At 70.5% G+C, this 19,183-nt stretch carries 21 protein-coding genes; 5 read left to right on the forward strand and 16 right to left on the reverse strand.

Going from position 1 to position 19,183, the window contains the following annotated elements:
- Genes ACQPYN_RS01385 through ACQPYN_RS01410 form a run of 6 tightly spaced genes read right to left on the reverse strand, consistent with a single transcriptional unit; the run spans window position 1 to window position 2,662 of the window.
- Window positions 1-210: a hypothetical protein gene (locus tag ACQPYN_RS01385; protein WP_433032420.1), complete on the reverse strand. Its 210-nt coding sequence runs from the start codon at window positions 208-210 to the stop codon at window positions 1-3.
- Complete coding sequence (locus ACQPYN_RS01390) at window positions 207-437, reverse strand: hypothetical protein (RefSeq protein WP_433032423.1); 231 nt, start codon at window positions 435-437, stop codon at window positions 207-209. Before ACQPYN_RS01390 ends, ACQPYN_RS01385 begins: the two co-directional genes overlap by 4 nt.
- Window positions 434-1,684 carry a hypothetical protein gene (locus ACQPYN_RS01395; protein ID WP_433032426.1) on the reverse strand — a complete coding sequence of 417 codons (1,251 nt, stop codon included), beginning with the start codon at window positions 1,682-1,684 and terminating at the stop codon, window positions 434-436. The genes ACQPYN_RS01390 and ACQPYN_RS01395 overlap by 4 nt, the downstream gene beginning before the upstream one ends.
- Window positions 1,681-1,926 carry a hypothetical protein gene (locus ACQPYN_RS01400; protein WP_433032429.1) on the reverse strand — a complete coding sequence of 82 codons (246 nt, stop codon included), beginning with the start codon at window positions 1,924-1,926 and terminating at the stop codon, window positions 1,681-1,683. Before ACQPYN_RS01400 ends, ACQPYN_RS01395 begins: the two co-directional genes overlap by 4 nt.
- Before the next feature lie 32 nt (window positions 1,927-1,958).
- On the reverse strand, window positions 1,959-2,369 hold the full coding sequence (locus ACQPYN_RS01405) for a hypothetical protein (RefSeq protein WP_433032432.1): 411 nt from the start codon (window positions 2,367-2,369) through the stop codon (window positions 1,959-1,961).
- Window positions 2,370-2,389: 20 nt separating this feature from the next.
- On the reverse strand, window positions 2,390-2,662 hold the full coding sequence (locus tag ACQPYN_RS01410) for a WhiB family transcriptional regulator (RefSeq protein ID WP_433032435.1): 273 nt from the start codon (window positions 2,660-2,662) through the stop codon (window positions 2,390-2,392).
- A 120-nt stretch (window positions 2,663-2,782) separates the two neighbouring features.
- Between ACQPYN_RS01410 and ACQPYN_RS01415 the strand changes: the two genes are divergently transcribed.
- Window positions 2,783-3,568, forward strand: coding sequence for a GntR family transcriptional regulator (locus tag ACQPYN_RS01415; protein ID WP_433032438.1), 786 nt, complete (start codon window positions 2,783-2,785; stop codon window positions 3,566-3,568).
- On the forward strand, window positions 3,565-4,089 hold the full coding sequence (locus tag ACQPYN_RS01420) for a GNAT family N-acetyltransferase (RefSeq protein ID WP_433032441.1): 525 nt from the start codon (window positions 3,565-3,567) through the stop codon (window positions 4,087-4,089). Before ACQPYN_RS01415 ends, ACQPYN_RS01420 begins: the two co-directional genes overlap by 4 nt.
- 24 nt (window positions 4,090-4,113) lie before the next feature.
- On the opposite strand, the gene ACQPYN_RS01425 is transcribed toward ACQPYN_RS01420, so the two are convergent.
- The 3 genes from ACQPYN_RS01425 to ACQPYN_RS01435 all read right to left on the reverse strand — a co-directional run bounded on the left by ACQPYN_RS01425 (window position 4,114) and on the right by ACQPYN_RS01435 (window position 7,908).
- Window positions 4,114-5,049 (reverse strand): hypothetical protein, encoded by a 936-nt coding sequence (locus ACQPYN_RS01425; RefSeq protein WP_433032444.1) that lies wholly within the window; start codon window positions 5,047-5,049, stop codon window positions 4,114-4,116.
- A gap of 392 nt (window positions 5,050-5,441) precedes the next feature.
- The gene (locus tag ACQPYN_RS01430; protein ID WP_433032447.1) at window positions 5,442-5,798 is read right to left on the reverse strand and encodes a hypothetical protein; all 357 of its coding nucleotides are present in this window, start codon (window positions 5,796-5,798) and stop codon (window positions 5,442-5,444) included.
- A 970-nt stretch (window positions 5,799-6,768) separates the two neighbouring features.
- On the reverse strand, window positions 6,769-7,908 hold the full coding sequence (locus ACQPYN_RS01435) for a hypothetical protein (RefSeq protein WP_433032450.1): 1,140 nt from the start codon (window positions 7,906-7,908) through the stop codon (window positions 6,769-6,771).
- A gap of 1,034 nt (window positions 7,909-8,942) precedes the next feature.
- On the opposite strand from ACQPYN_RS01435, the gene ACQPYN_RS01440 reads away from it, so the two are divergent.
- Both ACQPYN_RS01440 and ACQPYN_RS01445 read left to right on the forward strand, forming a co-directional pair.
- A complete protein-coding gene (locus ACQPYN_RS01440) occupies window positions 8,943-9,767 on the forward strand; it encodes a hypothetical protein (RefSeq protein WP_433032453.1) in 825 nt (274 codons plus the stop codon).
- A gap of 988 nt (window positions 9,768-10,755) precedes the next feature.
- The gene (locus tag ACQPYN_RS01445; RefSeq protein WP_433032456.1) at window positions 10,756-11,379 is read left to right on the forward strand and encodes an SRPBCC family protein; all 624 of its coding nucleotides are present in this window, start codon (window positions 10,756-10,758) and stop codon (window positions 11,377-11,379) included.
- On the opposite strand, the gene ACQPYN_RS01450 is transcribed toward ACQPYN_RS01445, so the two are convergent.
- The 6 genes from ACQPYN_RS01450 to ACQPYN_RS01475 form a co-directional block, all read right to left on the reverse strand.
- The gene (locus ACQPYN_RS01450; RefSeq protein WP_433032459.1) at window positions 11,363-11,821 is read right to left on the reverse strand and encodes a VOC family protein; all 459 of its coding nucleotides are present in this window, start codon (window positions 11,819-11,821) and stop codon (window positions 11,363-11,365) included. The genes ACQPYN_RS01445 and ACQPYN_RS01450 overlap by 17 nt on opposite strands.
- Before the next feature lie 84 nt (window positions 11,822-11,905).
- Window positions 11,906-12,922, reverse strand: coding sequence for an NAD-dependent epimerase/dehydratase family protein (locus ACQPYN_RS01455; RefSeq protein WP_433032462.1), 1,017 nt, complete (start codon window positions 12,920-12,922; stop codon window positions 11,906-11,908).
- Window positions 12,919-14,568, reverse strand: coding sequence for a fatty acid CoA ligase family protein (locus tag ACQPYN_RS01460; RefSeq protein ID WP_433032465.1), 1,650 nt, complete (start codon window positions 14,566-14,568; stop codon window positions 12,919-12,921). Before ACQPYN_RS01460 ends, ACQPYN_RS01455 begins: the two co-directional genes overlap by 4 nt.
- A complete protein-coding gene (locus ACQPYN_RS01465; RefSeq protein ID WP_433032467.1) occupies window positions 14,565-15,482 on the reverse strand; it encodes an alpha/beta fold hydrolase in 918 nt (305 codons plus the stop codon). Before ACQPYN_RS01465 ends, ACQPYN_RS01460 begins: the two co-directional genes overlap by 4 nt.
- A complete protein-coding gene (locus ACQPYN_RS01470; protein ID WP_433032470.1) occupies window positions 15,479-16,456 on the reverse strand; it encodes a 3-oxoacyl-ACP synthase III in 978 nt (325 codons plus the stop codon). Before ACQPYN_RS01470 ends, ACQPYN_RS01465 begins: the two co-directional genes overlap by 4 nt.
- 316 nt (window positions 16,457-16,772) lie before the next feature.
- Window positions 16,773-16,964, reverse strand: coding sequence for a hypothetical protein (locus ACQPYN_RS01475; protein WP_433032472.1), 192 nt, complete (start codon window positions 16,962-16,964; stop codon window positions 16,773-16,775).
- Between the two features lie 124 nt (window positions 16,965-17,088).
- On the opposite strand from ACQPYN_RS01475, the gene ACQPYN_RS01480 reads away from it, so the two are divergent.
- A complete protein-coding gene (locus tag ACQPYN_RS01480) occupies window positions 17,089-17,958 on the forward strand; it encodes a PIG-L deacetylase family protein (protein ID WP_433032475.1) in 870 nt (289 codons plus the stop codon).
- Here ACQPYN_RS01480 and ACQPYN_RS01485 read toward each other — a convergent pair.
- Window positions 17,900-19,111, reverse strand: a complete 1,212-nt coding sequence (locus tag ACQPYN_RS01485; protein WP_433032478.1) for a low temperature requirement protein A — start codon at window positions 19,109-19,111, stop codon at window positions 17,900-17,902. The two genes, ACQPYN_RS01480 and ACQPYN_RS01485, sit on opposite strands and share 59 nt — an antisense overlap.
- Window positions 19,112-19,183: the final 72 nt, after the last annotated feature.

The raw sequence follows: 19,183 nt of genomic DNA on the forward strand, positions 1-19,183 counted from the left end.
TCAGCTCCTTGCCTTCATGGTCGTGCGGAGGGGTCGGGCCTGCCGGGCGCGCTGGAGGAGCCCGGCGACGGCGAGAGCGGTAGGGGAGTCGAGACAGGCGACGGCGGTGAGGGCGCGGCGCTCGTCGCGGCCGAGGTCGAGCCCGACCAGCGGGCGGACCAGGGCGTCGACGTTGACGCCGAAAGCGCGGACGTCCTCGCGGCCGGTCACGGCCGCTGCCCGTCGTTCGGGACGTCGGCGGCGCGGTCGGTGGCGGCGCCGAGCTGGTGGGCGAATTCGCCAGCGCTGCTCGATACCGCTGGTCCGAGGGTCGGGAAGGCGGCGAAGAGCAGCACGAGGGTCACGACCCCGGAGACCAGGGCGGGTGCGGCCTTGCGGCTCTTCACCAGCAAGGTGGTGACGAGCCCGGCGATGATGACGACGGCGACGAGGTTCACGAGGCGGCCCGCCGTCCGAAGCGCTGGATGCGGTCGACGTACTCGCCGTACTCGCCGAGGTAGGGCACGCGGATGCGCTCGCAATCGCGGCCAAGCCCCGACAGGTAGGCGATGCCGGGGGCGGCGTTGGCGTGCTCCTGGCCCAGCGCGCGGGCCTCGGTGCCGTGCAGCATCTCCAGCGAGTCCGCCGGCACGCGGAAGGACAGGCGCAGCGCGAACTGGTCGCGGGCGTACCCGCCGCCCACGGCGGTGGCCTCGAAACGCTGGGCCAGCATCAGCACCCGGAACGCGGCCTTGCGGCCCTCAGAAAGCAGCCGCAGCACGGCCGAACGGATGCGGTCGCCGACCGGGACGCCCTCACCGCGCTTGGGCTTCGGGAGCGCGTCGGCCGCCCGCAGCAGGCCGGGGAACTCCTCGAGCACGACGAGCACCGTCGGGGTCTTCGGGCTCGGCTCGACCCTGTCGCGGCGGGGCGGGATGGCCTCCAGCCGGCGGTCCATCTCGGCCACGAGGTCCTCGAGCAGCAGCGCGTGGGCGATGAGGTCGGCGGTGCCGACGACCTGGTGCGGGCGGTGCACGGTGCCGTCCCAGGCGCGGCCGAGCAGGAGCCCGGTGATGTCCGAGCCGGTCACGAGGACGTCGGGGGCGGCGGCGACCTGGGAGAGCAGCCCGTAGAACAGCGCCGACTTACCTGACCCGTTCTGGCCCTGCGCTCCGAGGTGGCCGGCGTCGGTGAAAGCGTGGCCGAGGGTGATGCCGTCCTCGGTGCGCCCAAGGATCACCGGCTCCGACCCAGACGCGACCGCGAGCGAGGGCAGGCCGAAGCCGTCGCGCAGCGGGTCGTGGTTGAGCACGGTGACCCGCACCCACCGACCGGCCAGCGGCTCGACGCGTAGCCCGTGTCCGCCGAGGGAGTGGGCGAGGCGTGGCCCGTTCTCGCGGCTGGTGAAGTCGCCGGGTTCCTGGCCGGCCATCAGCTCCACCGACAGGCTCATGGGTGGGCCGGCGTGGACGGCGCCGACGCGTGGGGTGCGCACTGTGACCCCGGCGGCGACGGAGACGTACTGGCACAGCCGCAGGGCGGTGCAGGCTTCGCGGAACTCGGCGGTGACGGCTTGGGCGAGGCGGTGGTGCGCCGCCCAGGCGTCGCGTGCAGCGCGGCGGGCGCGCCAACGGTTGATGAACCCGGGCGGGCGGCGGTGCCCGGCGGCGGGCGGGCGGGTGCGGTCAAGGGCCTTGGTGGTCATGACCGGCTGCTCCGGTGGGTGCGGGCCCGCTGGCGACGGGCGCGGGAGGGGGAGGCGGCGACCTGGACCTGGGTGACCTCCCAGACCGAGGAACCACACACGGGGCAGCGCTCCTGGGAGAGCTGCACGACCCCGTCGCCGGAGTCGTCACCGATGGGGGCCGGGGTCCACTGCTCGACGCAGCTCTGCGCGCGGCAGGTCAGGACCAGCTCGTCGAGCAGCGCGGCGGTTCGCACCTGCACCCGCGAGCGAGGAGGGCGGGCAGGGGCGGCCATCAGGCCGCCGCCGTCTCGTCGCCGCCGGTCTTGCGGGCCGGGCGGACCCCGACGCTGGCGGCGGGCCGGATAGCGGTGGCGGAGAAGGAGACCTCGATGCCCTTGGCGCCGTTGCGCGCCGGTCGCACGCGCGCGCTCAGCTCCTCGAGGTCGACCTCGGTGTAGGGCTCGAGCTCGGGCGCCTCGTGGCTGACCACGCGCACGCCGTGCAGCTCGAGGCGGCCGTCGCGACCGGTCGGGAGCATGACGTCGTGGATGCGGACCGGGGCGCCGCTGGCCTCGTCGAGCAGCGGGAGGCCGGTACTGCGCCGGCCGTTGGGGCCGTCCTCCCAGCGCTCGAGGGTCTGGCTGTAGCCGGTGGCGACCGCCTTCATGCGGCTGGTGTTGATGGGTGCGTTCAGCTCGTACATCGGTGGTGCTCCTCGGATGGTCAGGCCGCGTCGGGCGGCCGGTGGGTGCGGGTCTCTGCGCCGCGGGCGAGGCGGCGCCGCTCGGAGGCGGTCAGGCCGCCCCAGATGCCGTGGTCCTGGCGGGTCTCGACCGCGTAGGACAGGCACTGGCTCCAGACAGGGCAGCGGGCGCAGACGGTCTTGGCGCGGGCGACCTGGGCGGCGATAGCGCGGCGGGTCCGGTCCTCGGTGACGGGGAAGAACAGGTCCGGGTCGGCGTCTCGGCACGCCGCTCGGTCGGTCCAGGGCTCCATGATGGCCTCATTGACTAGACAATGCAGACAATGAGCAGCCTGGGCGAGGCGTGAGGAGTACGTCAAGTAGACGGAGCAGATTGCCTAGACAATGTTCGGTAACGGGGTCAGACTGGCCGCATGACCAGCAGGGGCGCCGGGCCGATCTATCAGCGGATCGCCGAGGACCTGCGTGCTCGCATCCAGAGCGGCGAGCTGGGCGCCGGCGCGAAGCTGCCCACCGAGCAGTCGCTGTGCACGGACTATGGCGTCACTCGGCCCACCGTGCGCCAGGCGATGCAGGTCCTGGTCAACGAGGGCCTGGTCGTCTCCGAGCGCCCACGGGGACATTTTGTGCGCCAGATCGAGCGGCTGACCTACCGCCCGCAGAAGGAGTGGCGCGACCGACCCGCGCACCCTGAGCTGGACCAGTTCATGGACGAGCAGGTCGAGCTTGGCCGCAAGCCCTCACAGACCATCGCCGTCGAGCTGGCCGCACCGCCGGCTGACGTCGCCGCGCGCCTCGGGCTCACCGAGGGCGACACGGTGGTCATCCGCAAGCGAGTCCGCTACCTCGACGGCACCCCGTTCAACACCAACGACTCCTACTTCCCGCTCGAGCTGGTGCAGGGCAGCGAGATCATGCACCCCGCAGACATCGGCCGCGGAGCCAACGTCGTGCTCGCCGAGCTCGGCGCCGAGCAGACACACGCGGTCGACGAGATCGAAGTCCGCATGCCCACCCCCGACGAGGCCAGCCGCCTCGAGATCGGGCTCGGCGTCCCGGTCGCGATGCACCGCGTCACCGGCTACACCGACGACGGCCGGCCCGTGCGTGTCGTGCGGAACGTGCTTCCCGGCGACCGCCACCTCATCGCCTTTGAACGCACCCGCCCCGCCAAGATTGATAAGGGCAGCGAGCAGTGATCGTCCGCAGTGCCGGCCCCGACGACCTCCACGCCGTCCTCAACCTCTTCCGCGAAGCGACCGCGTGGCTCGCCAGCAAGAACGTGGACCAGTGGCAGTGGGAGCCGCGCGTGGAGCAGGTCCGGGGCGACATCGAGGACGGCAACGTCTTCGTTGGCGAGGACGAGGACGGCCGCATCATCGCTACCGTCACCGTCGACACCTTTGCCGATGCGGACTTCTGGGGACCCGAGGACGACCCGGACAGCGCCCTCTACGTCCATCGCATGATCGTCGCCCGGGACCACGCCGGCCTTGGCATCGGCGACGAGCTTACGAGTTGGGTCGAGCAATTCGCCGGTGCACTCGGCTACGACCACGTCCGCCTCGACTGCTATCGCTCCAATACCGGACTCCACCACTACTACAAGACTCACGGATGGACCCACGTCCGCACGGTCGACGCGCCATGGCGACCCTCGGGTTCGCTCTTTCAGCGTTCAACTGTTCGGGAGGGCGTCGAGCCCAACGAAGTCTCCTAGTGAAGTGACCGAAGAGCGTTTCGATCACGGGATTTGTCGGGCCTGGAGGGCGTGCCGGCCTTCGAGGAAGTTGGCGACTCTCTCCCAGTCGCTGTTAAGCTGACTCCCGGAGCCGACCAGTAGTCGAAGGATGCCTTCCGGTGGGTCGGTTTCTCGTCGTACTAGCCGTATCACTTGGAAGTCGTTCAATATTCGCGAAACGAACGCTAGCCCGCTGGCATCCGGACCTCCGGATAGCAACCGCTTCCGAAGAATCGGCATCACGTGTCTAGCTACGTTGTCGAGATCGTTCTGTCTATTCTCTGAGGGCGGCACCACGAGCATTGTCATCCGCGCGGGTGCGACTAAGGGGAAGAGGGCGGGTCGCTCTCTGCGCAGGCGGTCAAAGCCGGATATCAACTCATCCCTAAAGCTCTCCCGCGACATATGGCTAGCTGGTAGGGCGGGGAGCGCAAGGGCAAGGCTGTCGACGAGGTGAGACCAAGCTTGCTCGGCCCACTCCGAACCTTCGTCTGCGGTGACCGCTCTGGTATTCTCGGGCCACGACACGCCGAATATTCGGAACGGCGCCCACGACAATTGCCTCATGAGCTGTGAATCGGAGTCTGTCAGTAAGGCGATCTGTAGAGAGTACTTGTAGAAATCGCCGAACCAGCGGCGCCATGCTTCGGAAAAGTACTCGATCTCAAGCGGCTCTAGAGGGTCTGGGTACTCTGCTTCGGGGTGAAGGTCCTCGTCGTCCCAGTCTGACGAGTCCTCCATCAACTTGGCCGCAAGTCGAAGATCCGCCGCCACGTCTCTTAACGGCTTGACTGCGATGTAAGTGCCGGGAGTTCCTCGAGCTTGACCGAGGGACGCATGGAGGAATCGAATCTGATCGTCATCTTTTAGCAAGGCCGGAGCAGGGCCTCGAGAAGAATCGTTCTTTGGTCTCCAGAGGGAATCGAGAACGAACTTCACGAGATTTTCCACAGCGGGCGGTCTCCTGCGCTCGGAGCGAAAGTTCACGCTGACAGCTACAGGGCCAGTGAGCGTCCGCCGGCCTGCCGCTCGAAGCTCGGTTGCAACGAGCGTTCGCAATCGAGATTGCTGGTCCGCAGATTCGCGCTCCCCTTTTCGTCGAGGCTCACCGTCTAGTGACAACCTGAGAGTTCGAGTCTCACGCTGCCGCCACTTGATCCATCGACCCTCAGGCGATGACCAGAACTGACTCAAAGTCCCCCCGACCTCGCCATAACCGTTCATCAAGGTTGGCCTCGCGCCGAGGGCATCCTAAGGGAAGGCGGCGCGCTGCCCGTCGCGCCGCCCTGAGGCGCTAGCAACGGCTCTACGAAGCCGAAGCCACGGGCATCTCAGTCCGCATCCTTGTCCAAGGACGCCTCGGCCCCGGCCTCGAATACCTCGTCCTCGCTACCCATCTCGATAAACTGCCGAACCGAAATTTGCTCGACTGGTCGGCCTTTTCCTGGGTCGACGGTGAGGGTCTCGAGGTGGAGGTCGTAGACGTTTCTCATTCGTCGGAAGTCAAAGACTCCAGGCGATATGGGCGTACGCTTCTTAGTTACTAGACCATAGTCCTCGAGCTCGATGAGACCCGCCGTCCTGCTGTCTTGAGAGATGGCGAAACGATCGGCCGCCTGCTTGGGTGAGTGCCACAGCCTTGTCGTTGAACGCTTGTAACGCGATTCCGACATCAGGATGAGCAGCATAGCGACCCCGGGACCTGACAGCACCGAGGCCCATCCTTTAGTCCAGAAGGTCGCAGGTAGGCCGATATACAGACTGTCTCGCGTGACAGCTTCCTGGTGCTCCTTCAGTAGTGCAATATACTTATGAGGAGCCATGTACGATTGATTGTTCCGTCGCTCATCATTGAGGTATATGGTTGTCGGCTGCCCTGGACGCGACTCCGAGCGAATGAAGCCCTCCTTGGTTAGCCAAGTGAAAGCCGAATTTATCCGCCTTGCCCCGTTGGTTTCTGGCTCGGGCAGATCGAGCAAGGCCGCCCAACCCCGGGCTGGATACTCGGTTTCGTGGGGTGGGCGACTTGAGAACCAGAGCAAGCTCAAGAGGAGCTTCAGTCGTACCTCGCCACCTTGACCTCCTCGGAGCAGCACTGCGAGTGGAGGATCAGGGTCGCTTGGCGCCATGCGCTCGATGAAGCCGATGCGGATGGGCGCAGCCCGGTCGTGCACGCGGACCGCGACGTCGCGTGCGTGCTCAAGTGCCCCGGGCGAGGGTGGCGGTCGCCGCGTGCGGGTCACGAGGCTGTACCCCGTGACCTTGACCCCCAGGCCCGGTCTCTCGCGGACTGGTTCGTCATCGCCTGGACATCCCCGCTCTGCTCGTAGTACCCGCCCAGGATGGGCGGGTACGTACTGTCTACAGGACAGGGTACGTCCGATCGATCGGTCACGGTACAGCGGCCGACTTATTCGTGCTCTCACCGCTACAACGTCGGGGTTTCTATATGCAGGAGCCACCGGTTCCGGCTACTGTCCCCTCTGTCGCCGGCGCTCGGGGGGTCACAACCACGGCGCCGACGACAGCGGACGGGACGGACGTGGCGCCGCAGCCAGCGGCGATCGTCCAAGGGCACGGTTGCCAGCCGTGAGCCAAGCATCCCACGCGCGGCCCGGAGAGGGCGAGTGGACGACGACAACCAGTCGTCGGTCAGGATCAGGGCGGCAGCCAGTCGCCCAACTCGCTCTCCCCGGGACCTCGCCTGGCTAGCGAGCGGGAGTAGGCAAGACCTCGATCATCGAGCCACCGGCAGGCGGCGGGAAGGCCACGTCTCTCAGCTACCTCGAGTAGGTCGACCTCGCGGCCCTGTGTGCTAAGTAGGAACCACGTATCCGAGGAGAGCCCGAGTCGACCCTCTGCGTCCTGGTCTTCATCCGCGATCTCTTCGTCTGTGGCTTCATCCCCCAGTCCAGCGAGGGCCCGGAGGTCGCGTTGGCCGCGTGACCAGGTGAGTTGGCGTCGGCCGTCGGAGGCTTCCTCCCACTCCCACCAGCGAGCCATCACAGTTGCTTCGTAGGTGTCGACCGCGTCGGCGAGGAGCTGCATGGGGGCGCGCCCGCCGTGGCTGCGCCCGCTCTTGCCGGCAGCGCCGGTGACCTCGTGGGCCATCTTGGTGAAGTAGTCGGCCAGGTCCCCCTCGCCGAGCTGGGCCTTGCGCAGGTCCCAGCCGTGCTCGTCGGAGGCGTTGAAGCCCCTGCGCTCAAGCGCCCGGCGCCACCGGCCGAACACGCGCGCGCCAACCCCGGCCGCGACGAGCTCGGCGGAGACGTCGTCGGCGAAGCACAGCAGCGCGTGGACGTGGACGTGCCAGCCGTTGGCGCCATCGGTGACCTCCACGACCCGCGCCCACCCCAGCAGCCCACCAAACAGGGCGGAGTCCTTCACCCAAGTCGAACCGGACGTGACCGCGGCCCAGGCGTAGCCGAGGACGCCCCAGCAGCCCTCGCGGGCCTTGATCCCGGCGAGTTCGATCTCCTCGGCTTCGGCGGCGCGCTCGTCGACGTCCCACCCGTTGGCCTCGGCCACCTCTCGATCGCCGCGGCGTTCCTCGAGCAGGTCCCGCCGCCGTCGGTCGGTAGTGGACAGGCCGAGGCGGTCGCCGCGGGCATGGCGCATCGTGAGGGTGAGCATGAACGCCGACCCGCTCCGCTCGTGAACCGCGCGCATCACCGCAGCGAGGTCGTCGGCGCGGCGGGTGGCGACCTTGGCCGCGCACACTGGGCAGGTCCACACCGAGCCGCAGTGCTTGAGCCCGCCATAGGCCGCGGAGCGGGTGCCGTCCTTGTTCGTGATCACTCCGAGCGTCGGGCCGCTGTCGGGTCCGCCGATCTTGTGGCCGCACTGCTGGACCCGCTTCAGCGACGAGATCGGGCGCAGCTGACGGCGGCGGGCCCAGCGGTCCCGGCGACGAGCCTGGGAACGCTCTTGGCGCTGGCGCTCGACGGACTCGGCGCCCTTGCCCGCACCACCGGCACGCCCAGGACCGCTGCGGTCGGGGGTGTGGTCCTCGCGGCGTCGGCGTCCGGGTCGAAGAGCTGTTACCCCTTTACCGAGAGCCGCCCCGCTCACCGGGCACCACCAGCGGTCAGGGCCGGCGCTGGCGCGCCGGTCGTGGCCGGCCCTTCCGGGCCGGCCACGCTCTCACTCCTGACTTCGTCCCGTGCCGCGCGGCCGGCCCCCGGGCCAGCCACCACGGCGACGACAGCGACGACCTGGACCACGGAGGTGGCCGAGAGGAGGACGAGTCTCGGCCTCCGGCGGCCAGGCGCTCCGCCCTGGACCAGGGCACCGACCTCAGGAGAGCCCACGACAGCGACGAGCCCGGTTGAGTGGTGGTCGGAGCGGGGCCTCACCCTCGACGACGCGCCCGAGGGCTGCCAGACCGCCCGCACAGCCGCAAGCGCCAGCCAGCAGCGTGAGCGCCGGCGAGGGTCGTCAGGGGCGCTTGCACCAGCACGAGCGGCCCGGCAGGGCAGAGCCCGCGCCGCCGAGGGAGAGACCCCACTTCGGGGACGTCCCTCTGCTTGACCTCGCGATAGCAATAGCACGATATTCGTCCTTCCCATGAGAGACGAGGACCGGAAGACCGGTCCTGCGTGTAACGAGCTCTCACATATGAGCGATGAGTCACGAGCCGAGAGGGTCAACTTGGCGCAATAATCATTTCGTGGCCGCGACGACTTACGGCAAGCTAGTCCCTTCGGGAGGAGATTCGAATGTGGTCGTGGCGGGGGGTCGCCGCTCCGGTGCTTTCTGGCGTCCTATTGGCATCCGTAGTCCTAAGTGACTTGCTAGTCCCTGCAATGGCTCGATTCTGGTCGGACCACGCCATGGTGACGAACATTGCTTCATCGGCCATCTTCGTTCTCCTCGGAGCAACCATCCTCGATCAGTGGTTAAAGCGGGAAGATCTAAGAAGGCTAAGAGTGATCGAGTCGACGGCTTACGACGCCGTGGCGCGCCCGCTTCTGGCGCACTGGCGGGCTCTATGGATGCTCATGAACGGCGGCCGACAGCTAGGCGAGTATGACTTCGAGTGGCCAGAGTCTGAGATTCGAGATGTCCAACGGATACTCTCCAAGTTTCAGCTCAGCGAAGTTCATCACAGTGCTGTCGTTCGCGGTTTCGTTGAGAATCCAGACGACGTCGATCGCTTGTGTGTTCTGGTGACCGATGAAGAGTGGCGGGCCTTGGTTTACAAAGTAGTTCGCCGCACCGTCCACGGCTCGCGCAGAGTCACTGCTCGTTGGGCGCAGCTCTTCGTGACCTCGAGGCAGAGTTCAGAGGTTCTCCAGGAGTTGACCGCCTGTCTAAATGATCTCCAAGAATTGCGAATCTATATGCTCCGTTGGGTCTACGATGGCGAGACGGTCGACCCGGTTGGCGTGGAAAGATTCATTGAATTGTGGCGCAAGGCTTACGTCAACTCCATCGTTACGAGCACTCAGCTCGAGAGTCGTGGCGGAACGCCGGAGATGGCGAACTGGCAGATGAGCGGCAGACTACTTCAGGACGATGACCGGAGATTGTTGAGTAGTGTTGCGGTGCGCCGCGTTCTAGGGCGTCGGGTCAGTCGTCTATACACGGCCGATTGCTTGCCGCAAGTCGGTGGGGTGGAGGACAAGCTCTGTCCAGCCGCAAAGGGGTCGTCGTAAGCCCTCGCATGGCGCAGTAGCCTCTTGCCTGTCGGTAGGTGTACCCGCATGATCAATGCAGCACCTAGGCAGCACGAGGTTCGGTAGCAGCCAGCACGCCGCAGTCCGCGCAAGCACAAGAGCCCAAGTCAGCCCAGACGTGAGGGCTGTGCTCAACGCCCCGCTGAACAAGCGGAGACTCATTCACACCGACGAGGTCGGAAGCCCCCTCGCATGTGCGTTCGACGCAAACTCCAAGACGCCGCTGGCAGCGTGAGCCAGCATGGGGACTATCCGCACTTGGCACGTGTTCCGCCGCGAGGGACGTGGACTCAGTCTCTACAGCGTGGCCCGCGGCTGGTCCTGAGCCGGCCTCTCGTGCCGCAGAGAGCGGCACCGTGCGGAGCCATCCGCGAGCGATGGTGCGCTGACCACGGAACCACGACGGAACAGTTGCGCGATCATGCAGCCTGCAGCAAAGCGTCTCTGCTGGTCGTAGCGCCGCAGACCGTGATCGTCTGAGGTCCTGCGCAAGGACCTCGGCCCCACACTCGCACACGCGTTCGATGGACAGTCGATGCCTCGCCGGGCAGCCTCGCGCGCTATGCGGACGATCAGGACGTGGCTCACCCTCCGTCGTGAGGGGCGCGGACTCAGCTTGTGGGCCGTCGCTCGGGGCTGGTCCTGAGTTGATCTGACAGCGACTGGTGACAGCAGCACCGCTGTCACCGGGGGTGTTCGAGGGGGTCCGCGCGGGAGAACTTCCGCAGGCCAGAGGCCAAGTCGGACGTTGCCTAGGCGCCTTGAAAGCGGACGTCACGAGAGTGACCGGGGGTTCGAATCCCCCCGCTTCCGCCAGCGGCTCGCGGGTCTCGGCGTTCTCGGCGGACACCGACCGGTCGCCGAAGCCTCGGTCGTAGGGCACGACGCCTCCGGAGGGACCTGGAGGCGGGGTCTGCTCACTCAATCCGTCTTGACTTATATAAGCGACGACTCAACGATAAACCTCGTGGACATCCGCCGCGAGATCGACGCGACCCACCGCCGGCTCGGGATGCGCGAGCGGGAGACCGGCACCGCGCGCCTCGTCGCCCTCTCCCGCACGTACCCGACCGACGTCGAGGACCTCTGGGCGGCGTGCACCGACCCCGCGCGGCTCGCGCGGTGGTTCCTGCCCGTCCACGGCGACCTGCGCGTCGGCGGGCGCTACCAGCTCGAGGGCCAGGCCGGCGGGACGATCACCGCCTGCGAGGCCCCGCACGCGCTCGACGCGACCTGGGAGTACGGCGGCGACGTCAGCTGGATCGAGCTCCGGCTGCGCCCCGACGGGGACGGCGCCCGGCTCGACCTCACCCACGTCTTCCATCCCGACGACGAGCACTGGCCCCGCTACGGCCCGGCCGCCACCGGCATCGGATGGGACCTGGGGCTGGTCGGCCTCGCCTGGCACCTCGACGACGGCGGGACCCCGCACGGCGAGTCCGAGGAGTGGGCCGCCTCGCCCGAGGGCGTCGCGTTCCTGACGGCTGTCGGCGAGGCCTGGGTGCCGGCGACCATCGATGCCGGCCTCGACCCCGACGACGCGAAGGCCCGCACGGAGCGCACCATCGCCTTCTTCACCGGGGCGGAGTAGCTCCGCCGATCTCCTCGGCCAGCGCGACGATGATGCCGCTCGGTCCGCGCAGGTAGCAGAGCAGGAACACGTCCTCGTACGGCGCGATCTCGCCGACGAGCTCGCCCCCGTGGGCCTTCAGTCGCGTGACGGTGTCGTGGAGGTCGTCGACGGCGAACATGAGCCGACGCAGGCCCTGGGTGTTCGCCGGGGCGCCCGGCTCGGCGGTCGTGGCCACGGGCCGGTGGAACTGCGTGAGCTCCAGCCGGCTGTGCCCGTCGGGGGTCGCCACGAAGGCGACCTCCACGTGGACGTCCTCGAGCCCGACCACCTGGTCCACCCACGCGCCCTCGACCGACTCCGCTCCGCCCACCCGCTCCATGCCCAGCTCGACGAAGAAGGCGACGGCGGCCTCGAGGTCGTCGACGACGACGCCGACGTGGTCCATCCGCTTGATCGACATGCTCGCTCCCCGCGGGTCCCGCGGCCCGTCGTGGCCGCTCGTACCCCGGGGACGGAGCCGGCCGCCGGTTCTCGACAGCCCGGCTCAGCCGGCCAGCGAGATCGCCAGCCGGGCGAACCCCTCGTCGAGGTCGACCTGCGGGGCGTAGCCCAGGTCGCGACGGGCGGCGGAGATGTCGAACCAGTGCTCGGTGGCGAGCTGGCGGGCGAGGAAGCGGGTCATGGGCGGCTCGCCGGGGTCGCCGATCCAGCGCCGGGCGGACGCCAGGCCGAGCCCCCGCCACACCGTCTCCACCGCCGCGCCGGCGGCCACCGCCACGGGGCGCGGCACCGTGACCCGCACCGGCCCCATCCCGCCGGCGGCGAGGATGCCGTCGACGAGCTCGCGGACCGGGCGCGGGTCGCCGGAGGTCACGAAGTAGGGCCGCCCCGCACAGGCCGCGCCGGTCGCCGCGAGCGCGTCGGCCGCGTCGAGGTGGGCGCGCGCCGCGTCGTCGATGTAGGTCGTGTCGATCACCGCGGACCCGTCCCCGACCAGCGCGAGGCGCCCCGCCCGCGCCCGGGCGAGGATGCGCGGCACGAGCTGGGTGTCACCGGGACCCCAGACGAGGTGCGGTCGCAGGGCCGTCGTGGCCAGCGCGGGGCCGTTCGCGGCGAGGACCAGGCGCTCGGCCTCGGCCTTCGTGCGCGGGTACGCCGAGTCGAAGTGCGTGGCGTACGGGAGGGACTCGTGGCCGCCGGCGATGTCGCCGCCGGTGTGGACGACGCTCGGCGTACTGGTGAACACGAACCGCCCGACCCCCGCCTCGCGGCAGGCGGCGAGCAGCACGCGGGTGCCCTCGACGTTGCTGCGGTGGAAGTCGGCGTCGGTGCCCCAGATGCCGGCCTTCGCGGCGACGTGGAACACGACGTCCTGACCGGTGACGGCCTCGCGCGCGGCCCCGAGGTCGGCGAGGTCGCCGCGCAGCACCCGGACACCCCGGTCGGCGAGCGCGGGGTACGCGCCCCGCGCGAGGCTCGTGACCTCGTCGCCGCGCGCCAGCAGCGCGTCGACGACCGCACCGCCGAGGAACCCGCCCCCGCCGGTGACCAGCGCCTTCACGACAGCTCCCCGGCAGCCCAGCGCCCGAGAGCCTCCCGGTCGATCTTGGAGTTGTGCCGCGGATCGACGGGCAGCGCGGGGTGGGGCAGGACGGTGCGCACGGCGCGGGTCCGCGCGTCGGAGGCGGCGACGGCGAGCAGGCGCTCCCGCACGTCATCGGTCAGGCGGGCGCCGTCGGCCAGCTCGACCACGAAGACGGGCTCGCGGACGGGCCCCGAGCCGACGCCGACCAGCGCGCTGCGACGCACCGCGGGGTCGTGGTTGAGGACCTCCTCGCACGGCACGCTGTAGAGGGGGCCGTCGGCGGTCGGCACCACGTGGGTGACCCGCCCGGCGAACCACAGCCGCCCCGCGTCGTCGAGCGACGCGAGGTCGCCCATCCGGTGCGCGAGCCGCCCGTCCCAGTCGAGCTTGGCCGCCGCGGTCGCCTCCGGGCGCTCGGCGTAGGCGCGGCTCACGACCGGTCCGCGGACGACGACCTCGCCGACCTCCCCGTCGGGCACCCGCATCTCCGGCGTCAGCGCGGCGACCGGCCCGTCGGTGACGCGCATCAGCGCGACGTCGACGCCGGGCACGGGGCGGCCGACGCAGATCCCGTCGTCGGGCAGGTCGAGGAGCTCGTCGCTGCCGATCGTCGCGACGGGCAGGGCCTCGGTCGCGCCGTACGGCGTGTGCACCTGGGCGCCCGGGGCGAGCAGGGCGAGCACGCGGCGCTGGACGTCGCGCGGCACCGGTGCGCCCGCCGAGATGACGGTGCGCAGCGTCGGCAGCAGCGTGCCGTCCGGGGCGCCGCGCCCGAGGCGGTCGAGGACGGCCGGCGACCCGAACATCACCGTCGCGCCGGTGCGTTCCACGGCACGGACGAGGCGGCCGGGGACGACGCGGGCGGGGCGCGTCGGGTCCATGCGGGGGACGACGGTCGTCATTCCGAGCGCGGGTCCGAACAGGGCGAACGGCGGGAACGTCGCGAGGCTGACGTCGCCGGGCCCGAGGCCGTAGAGCCCGCCGACGAGGCCGGCCTGGGCGAGCAGGCCCTCGTCGCGGTGCTCGACGCCCTTGGGCGCGCCGGTGCTGCCGCTGGTGAACAGGATCGCGGCCGGGTCGCCCGCGGGGCGCTCGGCGACGAGCGGCATCCGCGGGGCCCGGGCTCCGGTCCGCTCGAGGCGTCGCAGCGCGATCGTGCCCGGGATCGGCGTCGGGCCGGTGCTGATCGCGATTCGCGCGTCCGGGCACCACCCCAGGGCCCGCCGGGCCAGGTGGCCGCGCGGGACGGCGATGAACGCCTCCGGCGCCGCCTCGTTGAGGCAGCTCCGCACGCGGCGCAGCCCGATGCCCGGGTCGACGACGACGGGCACCGCGCGCACCCGCATCAGCGCGTAGGCGATGACGAAGAAGTCGGCGGTCGGGGGCACGAGCAGGGCGGTGCGCGTGCCCGGACCGATGCCGGCGGCGCGCAGACCGGCGGCGACGTCGTCGACCCGGCGGGCGAGCTCGGCGAACGTCACCCGCTGCGTGGCGCGCTCGCCGAGCCGGGACTCGAGGACCCCGAGGCCCGGCCGGGGCAGGACGAGGGCCGCGGCGTCGGGACGGGAGCGCGCGTGCTCGTCGAGCAGCGCGTCGAGGGTGGCGGCGTCGACGACCGTCATGCGGGCTCCGCCGACGGCACCGCGAGGAAGGCGCCGACCCGTTCGACGATCGGGCCGGGGACGTCCTCGAGGACGTAGTGGCCGGCGTCGGGGTAGCGGTGCACCTCGGCGTGGGGGAGGCGCTGCTCGAGGCGGGCGAGGATGTCGCCGTCGAACACCGGGTCCTTCATCCCCCAGTGCACCTGCACGGGCAGCGTGTCGAGCAGGGCGAGGCGCTCGTCGAGCCGCTCGAGCACCGGGTGCGCCGGGTCGTCGGGGCCCAGCGGGATGTCCTGCACGAAGGCGTGCACGGCGACGCGGTCCTCCGGGCGGGCGTAGGGCGCGAGCAGCCCGCGACGCGCCTCGCGCGGGAGCCACTTCTGTCCCGTGCCCATGACGAGCGCGCCCAGCGAGAACGCGTTGAGGCGCCGCACGAGCACGTCGCTCACCACCGGCAGGCGGGCGGCGCGCAGCATCCACGGCAGGCCGTGGTCGTCGGGCAGCGGGAACGCGCCGGTGTTGAGGACGACGATCCGGTCGACGGCGCCGGGGTGGTCGGCGGCCCAGGACAGCCCGATCGGGCCGCCCCAGTCGTGCACCACCAGCGAGATCGGGCGGCTCAGCCCGAGGGCGTCGACGAACGCCGTGAGGTCCTCGACGCGGCGGGCGAGCGTGTGCGGGTAGCCGTCGAGCGCGGGCTTGTCCGAGCGGCCCATCCCGATGTGGTCGGGGGCGATCACCCGGCGCCCGCGTCCGGGGAGGCTGCGCAGCAGCGAGCGGTAGTAGAACGACCAGGTCGGGTTGCCGTGCACGAGCAGCACCGGCGGCGCGTCCGGGTCGCCCTCGTCGACGTAGGACATCACGTGCCCGTTGACCTCGACGGTCTTCGGGGCGAAGGGGTAGCCGTCGAGCTCGACGGTCGCGGCGGCGGTCACCAGGCCACCTCCGCCGCGGCGGCGTTGATGCCGCTGCCGACGCCCATGAGCATGACCCGCGAGCCCTCGGTGACGGTGCCGTCCTCGACGGCCTTGCTCAGCACCGTCGGGACGCCGGCCGGGCCGATGTTGCCGAAGCGGGGGAAGAGCGACGGGAAGCGCTCGATCGGCAGGCCCATCTGGTCGGCCACCGCGCGGGTGTGGACCTTGCTGACCTGGTGCAGGCAGTACGTGTCGTAGCCCTCGGCGTCCCAGTCGAAGGCCGCGACGGCCTCCTTCCACGTGCGCCCGCCGAGCTCCATGCCGGCCATCAGGAGGCCCTTGGTGTCGGTGCGCATCTCGTCGGCCTGCCCGATGCACAGGCCGGAGTTGCCGTGCGTCGACGCGCGGCCGAGGCCGCCGAGGTAGCGGTGCCCGCCCGGTCCGTCGGCGCGCGAGAGCACCATCCCGACGGCGCCCGAGCCGACGGTCAGCGTGGCGAACTGCTCGTGGAACATCGCCCGCGAGGCGTCCGGGCCGGAGAGCCGCGCGACCGTCGAGTCCATCGCGAATCGGCTGGTCTCGCCGGCGACGACGAGGCCGTGGTCGATCTCGCCGGCCTCGATCATCGTCGACACCACGTTCATGCCGTCGAGGAATCCGAGGCACGCGTTGCCGAGATCGAAGTTCACGGCCTCCGGCGACAGTTCCATGCGGCCGTGCACGATGCTCGCCGTCGAGGGCTCGAGGTGGTCGCGGCTCACCGACGTGTTGATCAGCGCGCCGATGTCCTCGCGGGCGACCCCGCTGCGGGCGAGGGCCTCCTCGCCGGCCTGCGCGGCGACCTCGCTGGGCATCGTCCCCTCGTCCCAGACGCGGCGCTCGTGGATGCCCGCGAGCTTCTCCAGCAGGCCGTTGCTGATCTTGAGGCGCCCGAACGCCTCCGCGAGCCGCTCCTCGAGGTCGGCGGAGGTGACGACGTGGGGGGCATCCACGTGCGCCAGGCCCCGGATGGCGACATGGGTGTACCTCTTGGTCGCTCGCATGTCGTCAGAATGCGTGAGATCGGGATTCTCCGTCGGATTGCGTACGGATTCCTGAATGCGCTACTTTCGGTCACACGAACCCGGGTAACAGGAACGCGCTGTCCGGTGCTGAGCCGAACGGATCAGTTCGGCGTCGCGACTGTCCGAGGAACGTGCCGATATCCGGGATCGGCGCAAAATACACGGGTTCCGCGATTCTCGGTGGCCGTCCACCTGCGACATTCGCCGCAGTCGCCGAACGGTCGGTTGTGCCCTACCGGTCAGTTCACTCGCCGTCGCGGCGATCGCGGAGGTCCTCGAGGATCGCGTCCTCGCGCTCCTTCGGGGGGCGGGCACGGTCCTCGCCGGGCCGCTCGGGGAGAGGCGCGAGGCTCCGCCGGAGCTCGGGCTCCAGGGCGTCCTCGACGGCGTCCGCGAGCCGACCGGGTGGATCGTCGTCGCGCTCCTGTGCGGACATGCGTGGCCCTCCCGGCGCCGGCAGCAGACGGGGGTGCCCGGTCGTCCCCACGGCGAAGCAGGCCGACGATCTAGCCTTCGGAGCCCTGCCGCCGCCGTGCCGCCGCCGACCTGGGAGCGCCCCCGTGCCCACCGTCGTCCACGTCTCGCCGCACCCCGACGACGAGAGCCTCGGCGCGCCCTGCACCCTGCTCTCCCTCCGGGACCTCGGCTGGCACGTCGTCAACGTCGCGGCGGGCCTCGGACGTGCCGCGGACCACGAGCGGCGACGCGCCGAGCTGCTGGCCGCGCTGCGCGTCGCCGGGTTCACCCACGAGGAGTCGCCGTCGCTGCCGGGGCTCTCCCGCGGCGACGACCTCGCCCGCGCCCGACGGGTCCTGACCCGCGAGCTCGCCGGGATCGTCGAGCGGCACGACGCCGAGCTCGTGATCGGCCCGCACCCCCGCGACGGCCACCACGGCCACGAGACGGTCGCGCGGGCGATCCGTCAGCTGGTGTGGACCTCGCGGCGCCCGCTGACCTGGTGGATGTGGCCGCTCTGGGCCGATCTCCCGCGTCCCACGCTGATGGTCCCGTGCGGCGAGGGCCACCTGCGCACCAGCGCCCGGATGCTCGACCAGCACGCGGGCGAGAACGACCGCAACGACTACCGGGCGCTGCAGACGTCGATGCGCGTCACCAACGCCGTCCGGGGCGTCGAGACGGTGTTCGGGTTCGGCAGCGCGCGGGGCGACGCGGCGTCGGTGACCTCCGCCGAGCTGCTCACGGAGATCACCGCGCACCGCCACCGCTGGTTCGTCGGCCGGCCGCGGACGCTCGACCGGCCCGGCGAGTGGGCGCCGCTCGACGACCTGTCGATCCTGAGCTCCACCCGGCTGCGGCCGCTCTACCGCCCGTGGTGGCTCGACGTGTCCGCGCGCGTCCCCCCGGGCGGCGTCAGACGTCCGCCCCGACCCGGTCGACCCGGCGGGCGGCGAGGACGAGGAACGTGGTGAGGCCGCCGGCGAGCACCACGCCCATCAGCAGCACCGAGACCCCGACGCCGACGACCCCGGCGAGGGCGCCGCAGCCGAGCAGGAGCACGGCCAGCGTCGCGACCAGGGGCCAGTTCCGGGTCTCGCGCGACCACACGAGGGTCCGCAGGGCCGAGAGCGCGATCAGCACGACCGCCACCGGGATCGCGACGGAGAGCGCCGCGGCCACCCCGCTGATGTGCGCAACGTGCTCCTGGGCGTCGACGGCGACCTCGAGCCCGGCGCCGAGCGCGGCGATGGCCCCGAAGACGAAGTAGTGGGCGTATCCCCAGGTCAGGGCGACACGGAGGCTGCCGAAGCCCTGCTCGTCCCCGCCGAGGAAGTAGATCCACCACAGGCCGAAGACGAGCAGCAGGCCGCCGACGGCCAGGGCGAGCAGGCCGACCTCGAACCCGGTGGCGAACGCGCCGCCGAGCGCGTTGGTGACCCCCAGGATGACCTCGCCCAGCACGATCAGCGTCAGGAGCCCGTAGCGCTCGGCGATGTGCTCGGCGTGCCAGGTCGTCGGCCGGCCGCGCGACTCGGCGTAGATCGGGACCGCCAGCTCGGCGACGAGCAGGATGGCGAAACCGACGTAGACCCAGGGCGCCGGGACGAACACGAGGCCGATCCAGAGCAGCTGCACGATCGCGATGCCGGCGGCGTAGGTGCGGCACGTCACGCTCCGCTCGGGATCCTCGCGGGCCGCGCGCAGCCACTGGAGGACCATCGGCACCCGCATGATCACGTAGCCGACGACGACGAGGGTGATGTCGAAGTCGCGGAAGACGGCGGGTATGCCGACGGCCAGGACGAGCACGCCGGCCATCTGGACGATGGTCAGCACGCGGTAGAGCACGTCGTCGCAGTCGTAGGCCGAGGCGAACCACGTGAAGTTCATCCACGCCCACCAGATGGCGAAGAAGACCACGAAGTAGCCGAGGATCCCCTGCACCGCGTGGTTCTCGGCGATCGCGTGGTGCATCTCGGCGGCGGCGCGGGCGATGGCCACGACGAAGGCGAGATCGAAGAGCAGCTCGAGGGGCGTCGCCGACCGGTGCGACTGCTCGGGGTCGCGCGCGCCCATGAGGCGGTGCCAGGGCCGGCGCGCGACCGGCGACGTCGTCTCGCTCATCTCTCCCCTACGTCGTGAGTGGCAGCGTCGTGGATCAGCCCGGTCAGCGTGGCCGACACCTCACGCGGAGGC

Source organism: Actinomycetospora sp. CA-053990 (assembly GCF_050948445.1).
Taxonomy (GTDB): domain Bacteria; phylum Actinomycetota; class Actinomycetes; order Mycobacteriales; family Pseudonocardiaceae; genus Actinomycetospora; species Actinomycetospora callitridis.

What these genes read in the sequence shown, in the direction of transcription:
- ACQPYN_RS01395 (WP_433032426.1), bottom strand. Translation starts at nt 1,684, where the DNA reads ATGACCACCAAGGCCCTTGACCGCACCCGCCCGCCCGCCGCCGGGCAC.
- ACQPYN_RS01405 (WP_433032432.1), bottom strand. Translation starts at nt 2,369, where the DNA reads ATGTACGAGCTGAACGCACCCATCAACACCAGCCGCATGAAGGCGGTC.
- ACQPYN_RS01410 (WP_433032435.1), bottom strand. Translation starts at nt 2,662, where the DNA reads ATGGAGCCCTGGACCGACCGAGCGGCGTGCCGAGACGCCGACCCGGAC.
- ACQPYN_RS01415 (WP_433032438.1), top strand. Translation starts at nt 2,783, where the DNA reads ATGACCAGCAGGGGCGCCGGGCCGATCTATCAGCGGATCGCCGAGGAC.
- ACQPYN_RS01430 (WP_433032447.1), bottom strand. Translation starts at nt 5,798, where the DNA reads ATGCTGCTCATCCTGATGTCGGAATCGCGTTACAAGCGTTCAACGACA.
- ACQPYN_RS01440 (WP_433032453.1), top strand. Translation starts at nt 8,943, where the DNA reads ATGGTGACGAACATTGCTTCATCGGCCATCTTCGTTCTCCTCGGAGCA.
- ACQPYN_RS01450 (WP_433032459.1), bottom strand. Translation starts at nt 11,821, where the DNA reads ATGTCGATCAAGCGGATGGACCACGTCGGCGTCGTCGTCGACGACCTC.
- ACQPYN_RS01460 (WP_433032465.1), bottom strand. Translation starts at nt 14,568, where the DNA reads ATGACGGTCGTCGACGCCGCCACCCTCGACGCGCTGCTCGACGAGCAC.
- ACQPYN_RS01475 (WP_433032472.1), bottom strand. Translation starts at nt 16,964, where the DNA reads ATGTCCGCACAGGAGCGCGACGACGATCCACCCGGTCGGCTCGCGGAC.
- ACQPYN_RS01485 (WP_433032478.1), bottom strand. Translation starts at nt 19,111, where the DNA reads ATGAGCGAGACGACGTCGCCGGTCGCGCGCCGGCCCTGGCACCGCCTC.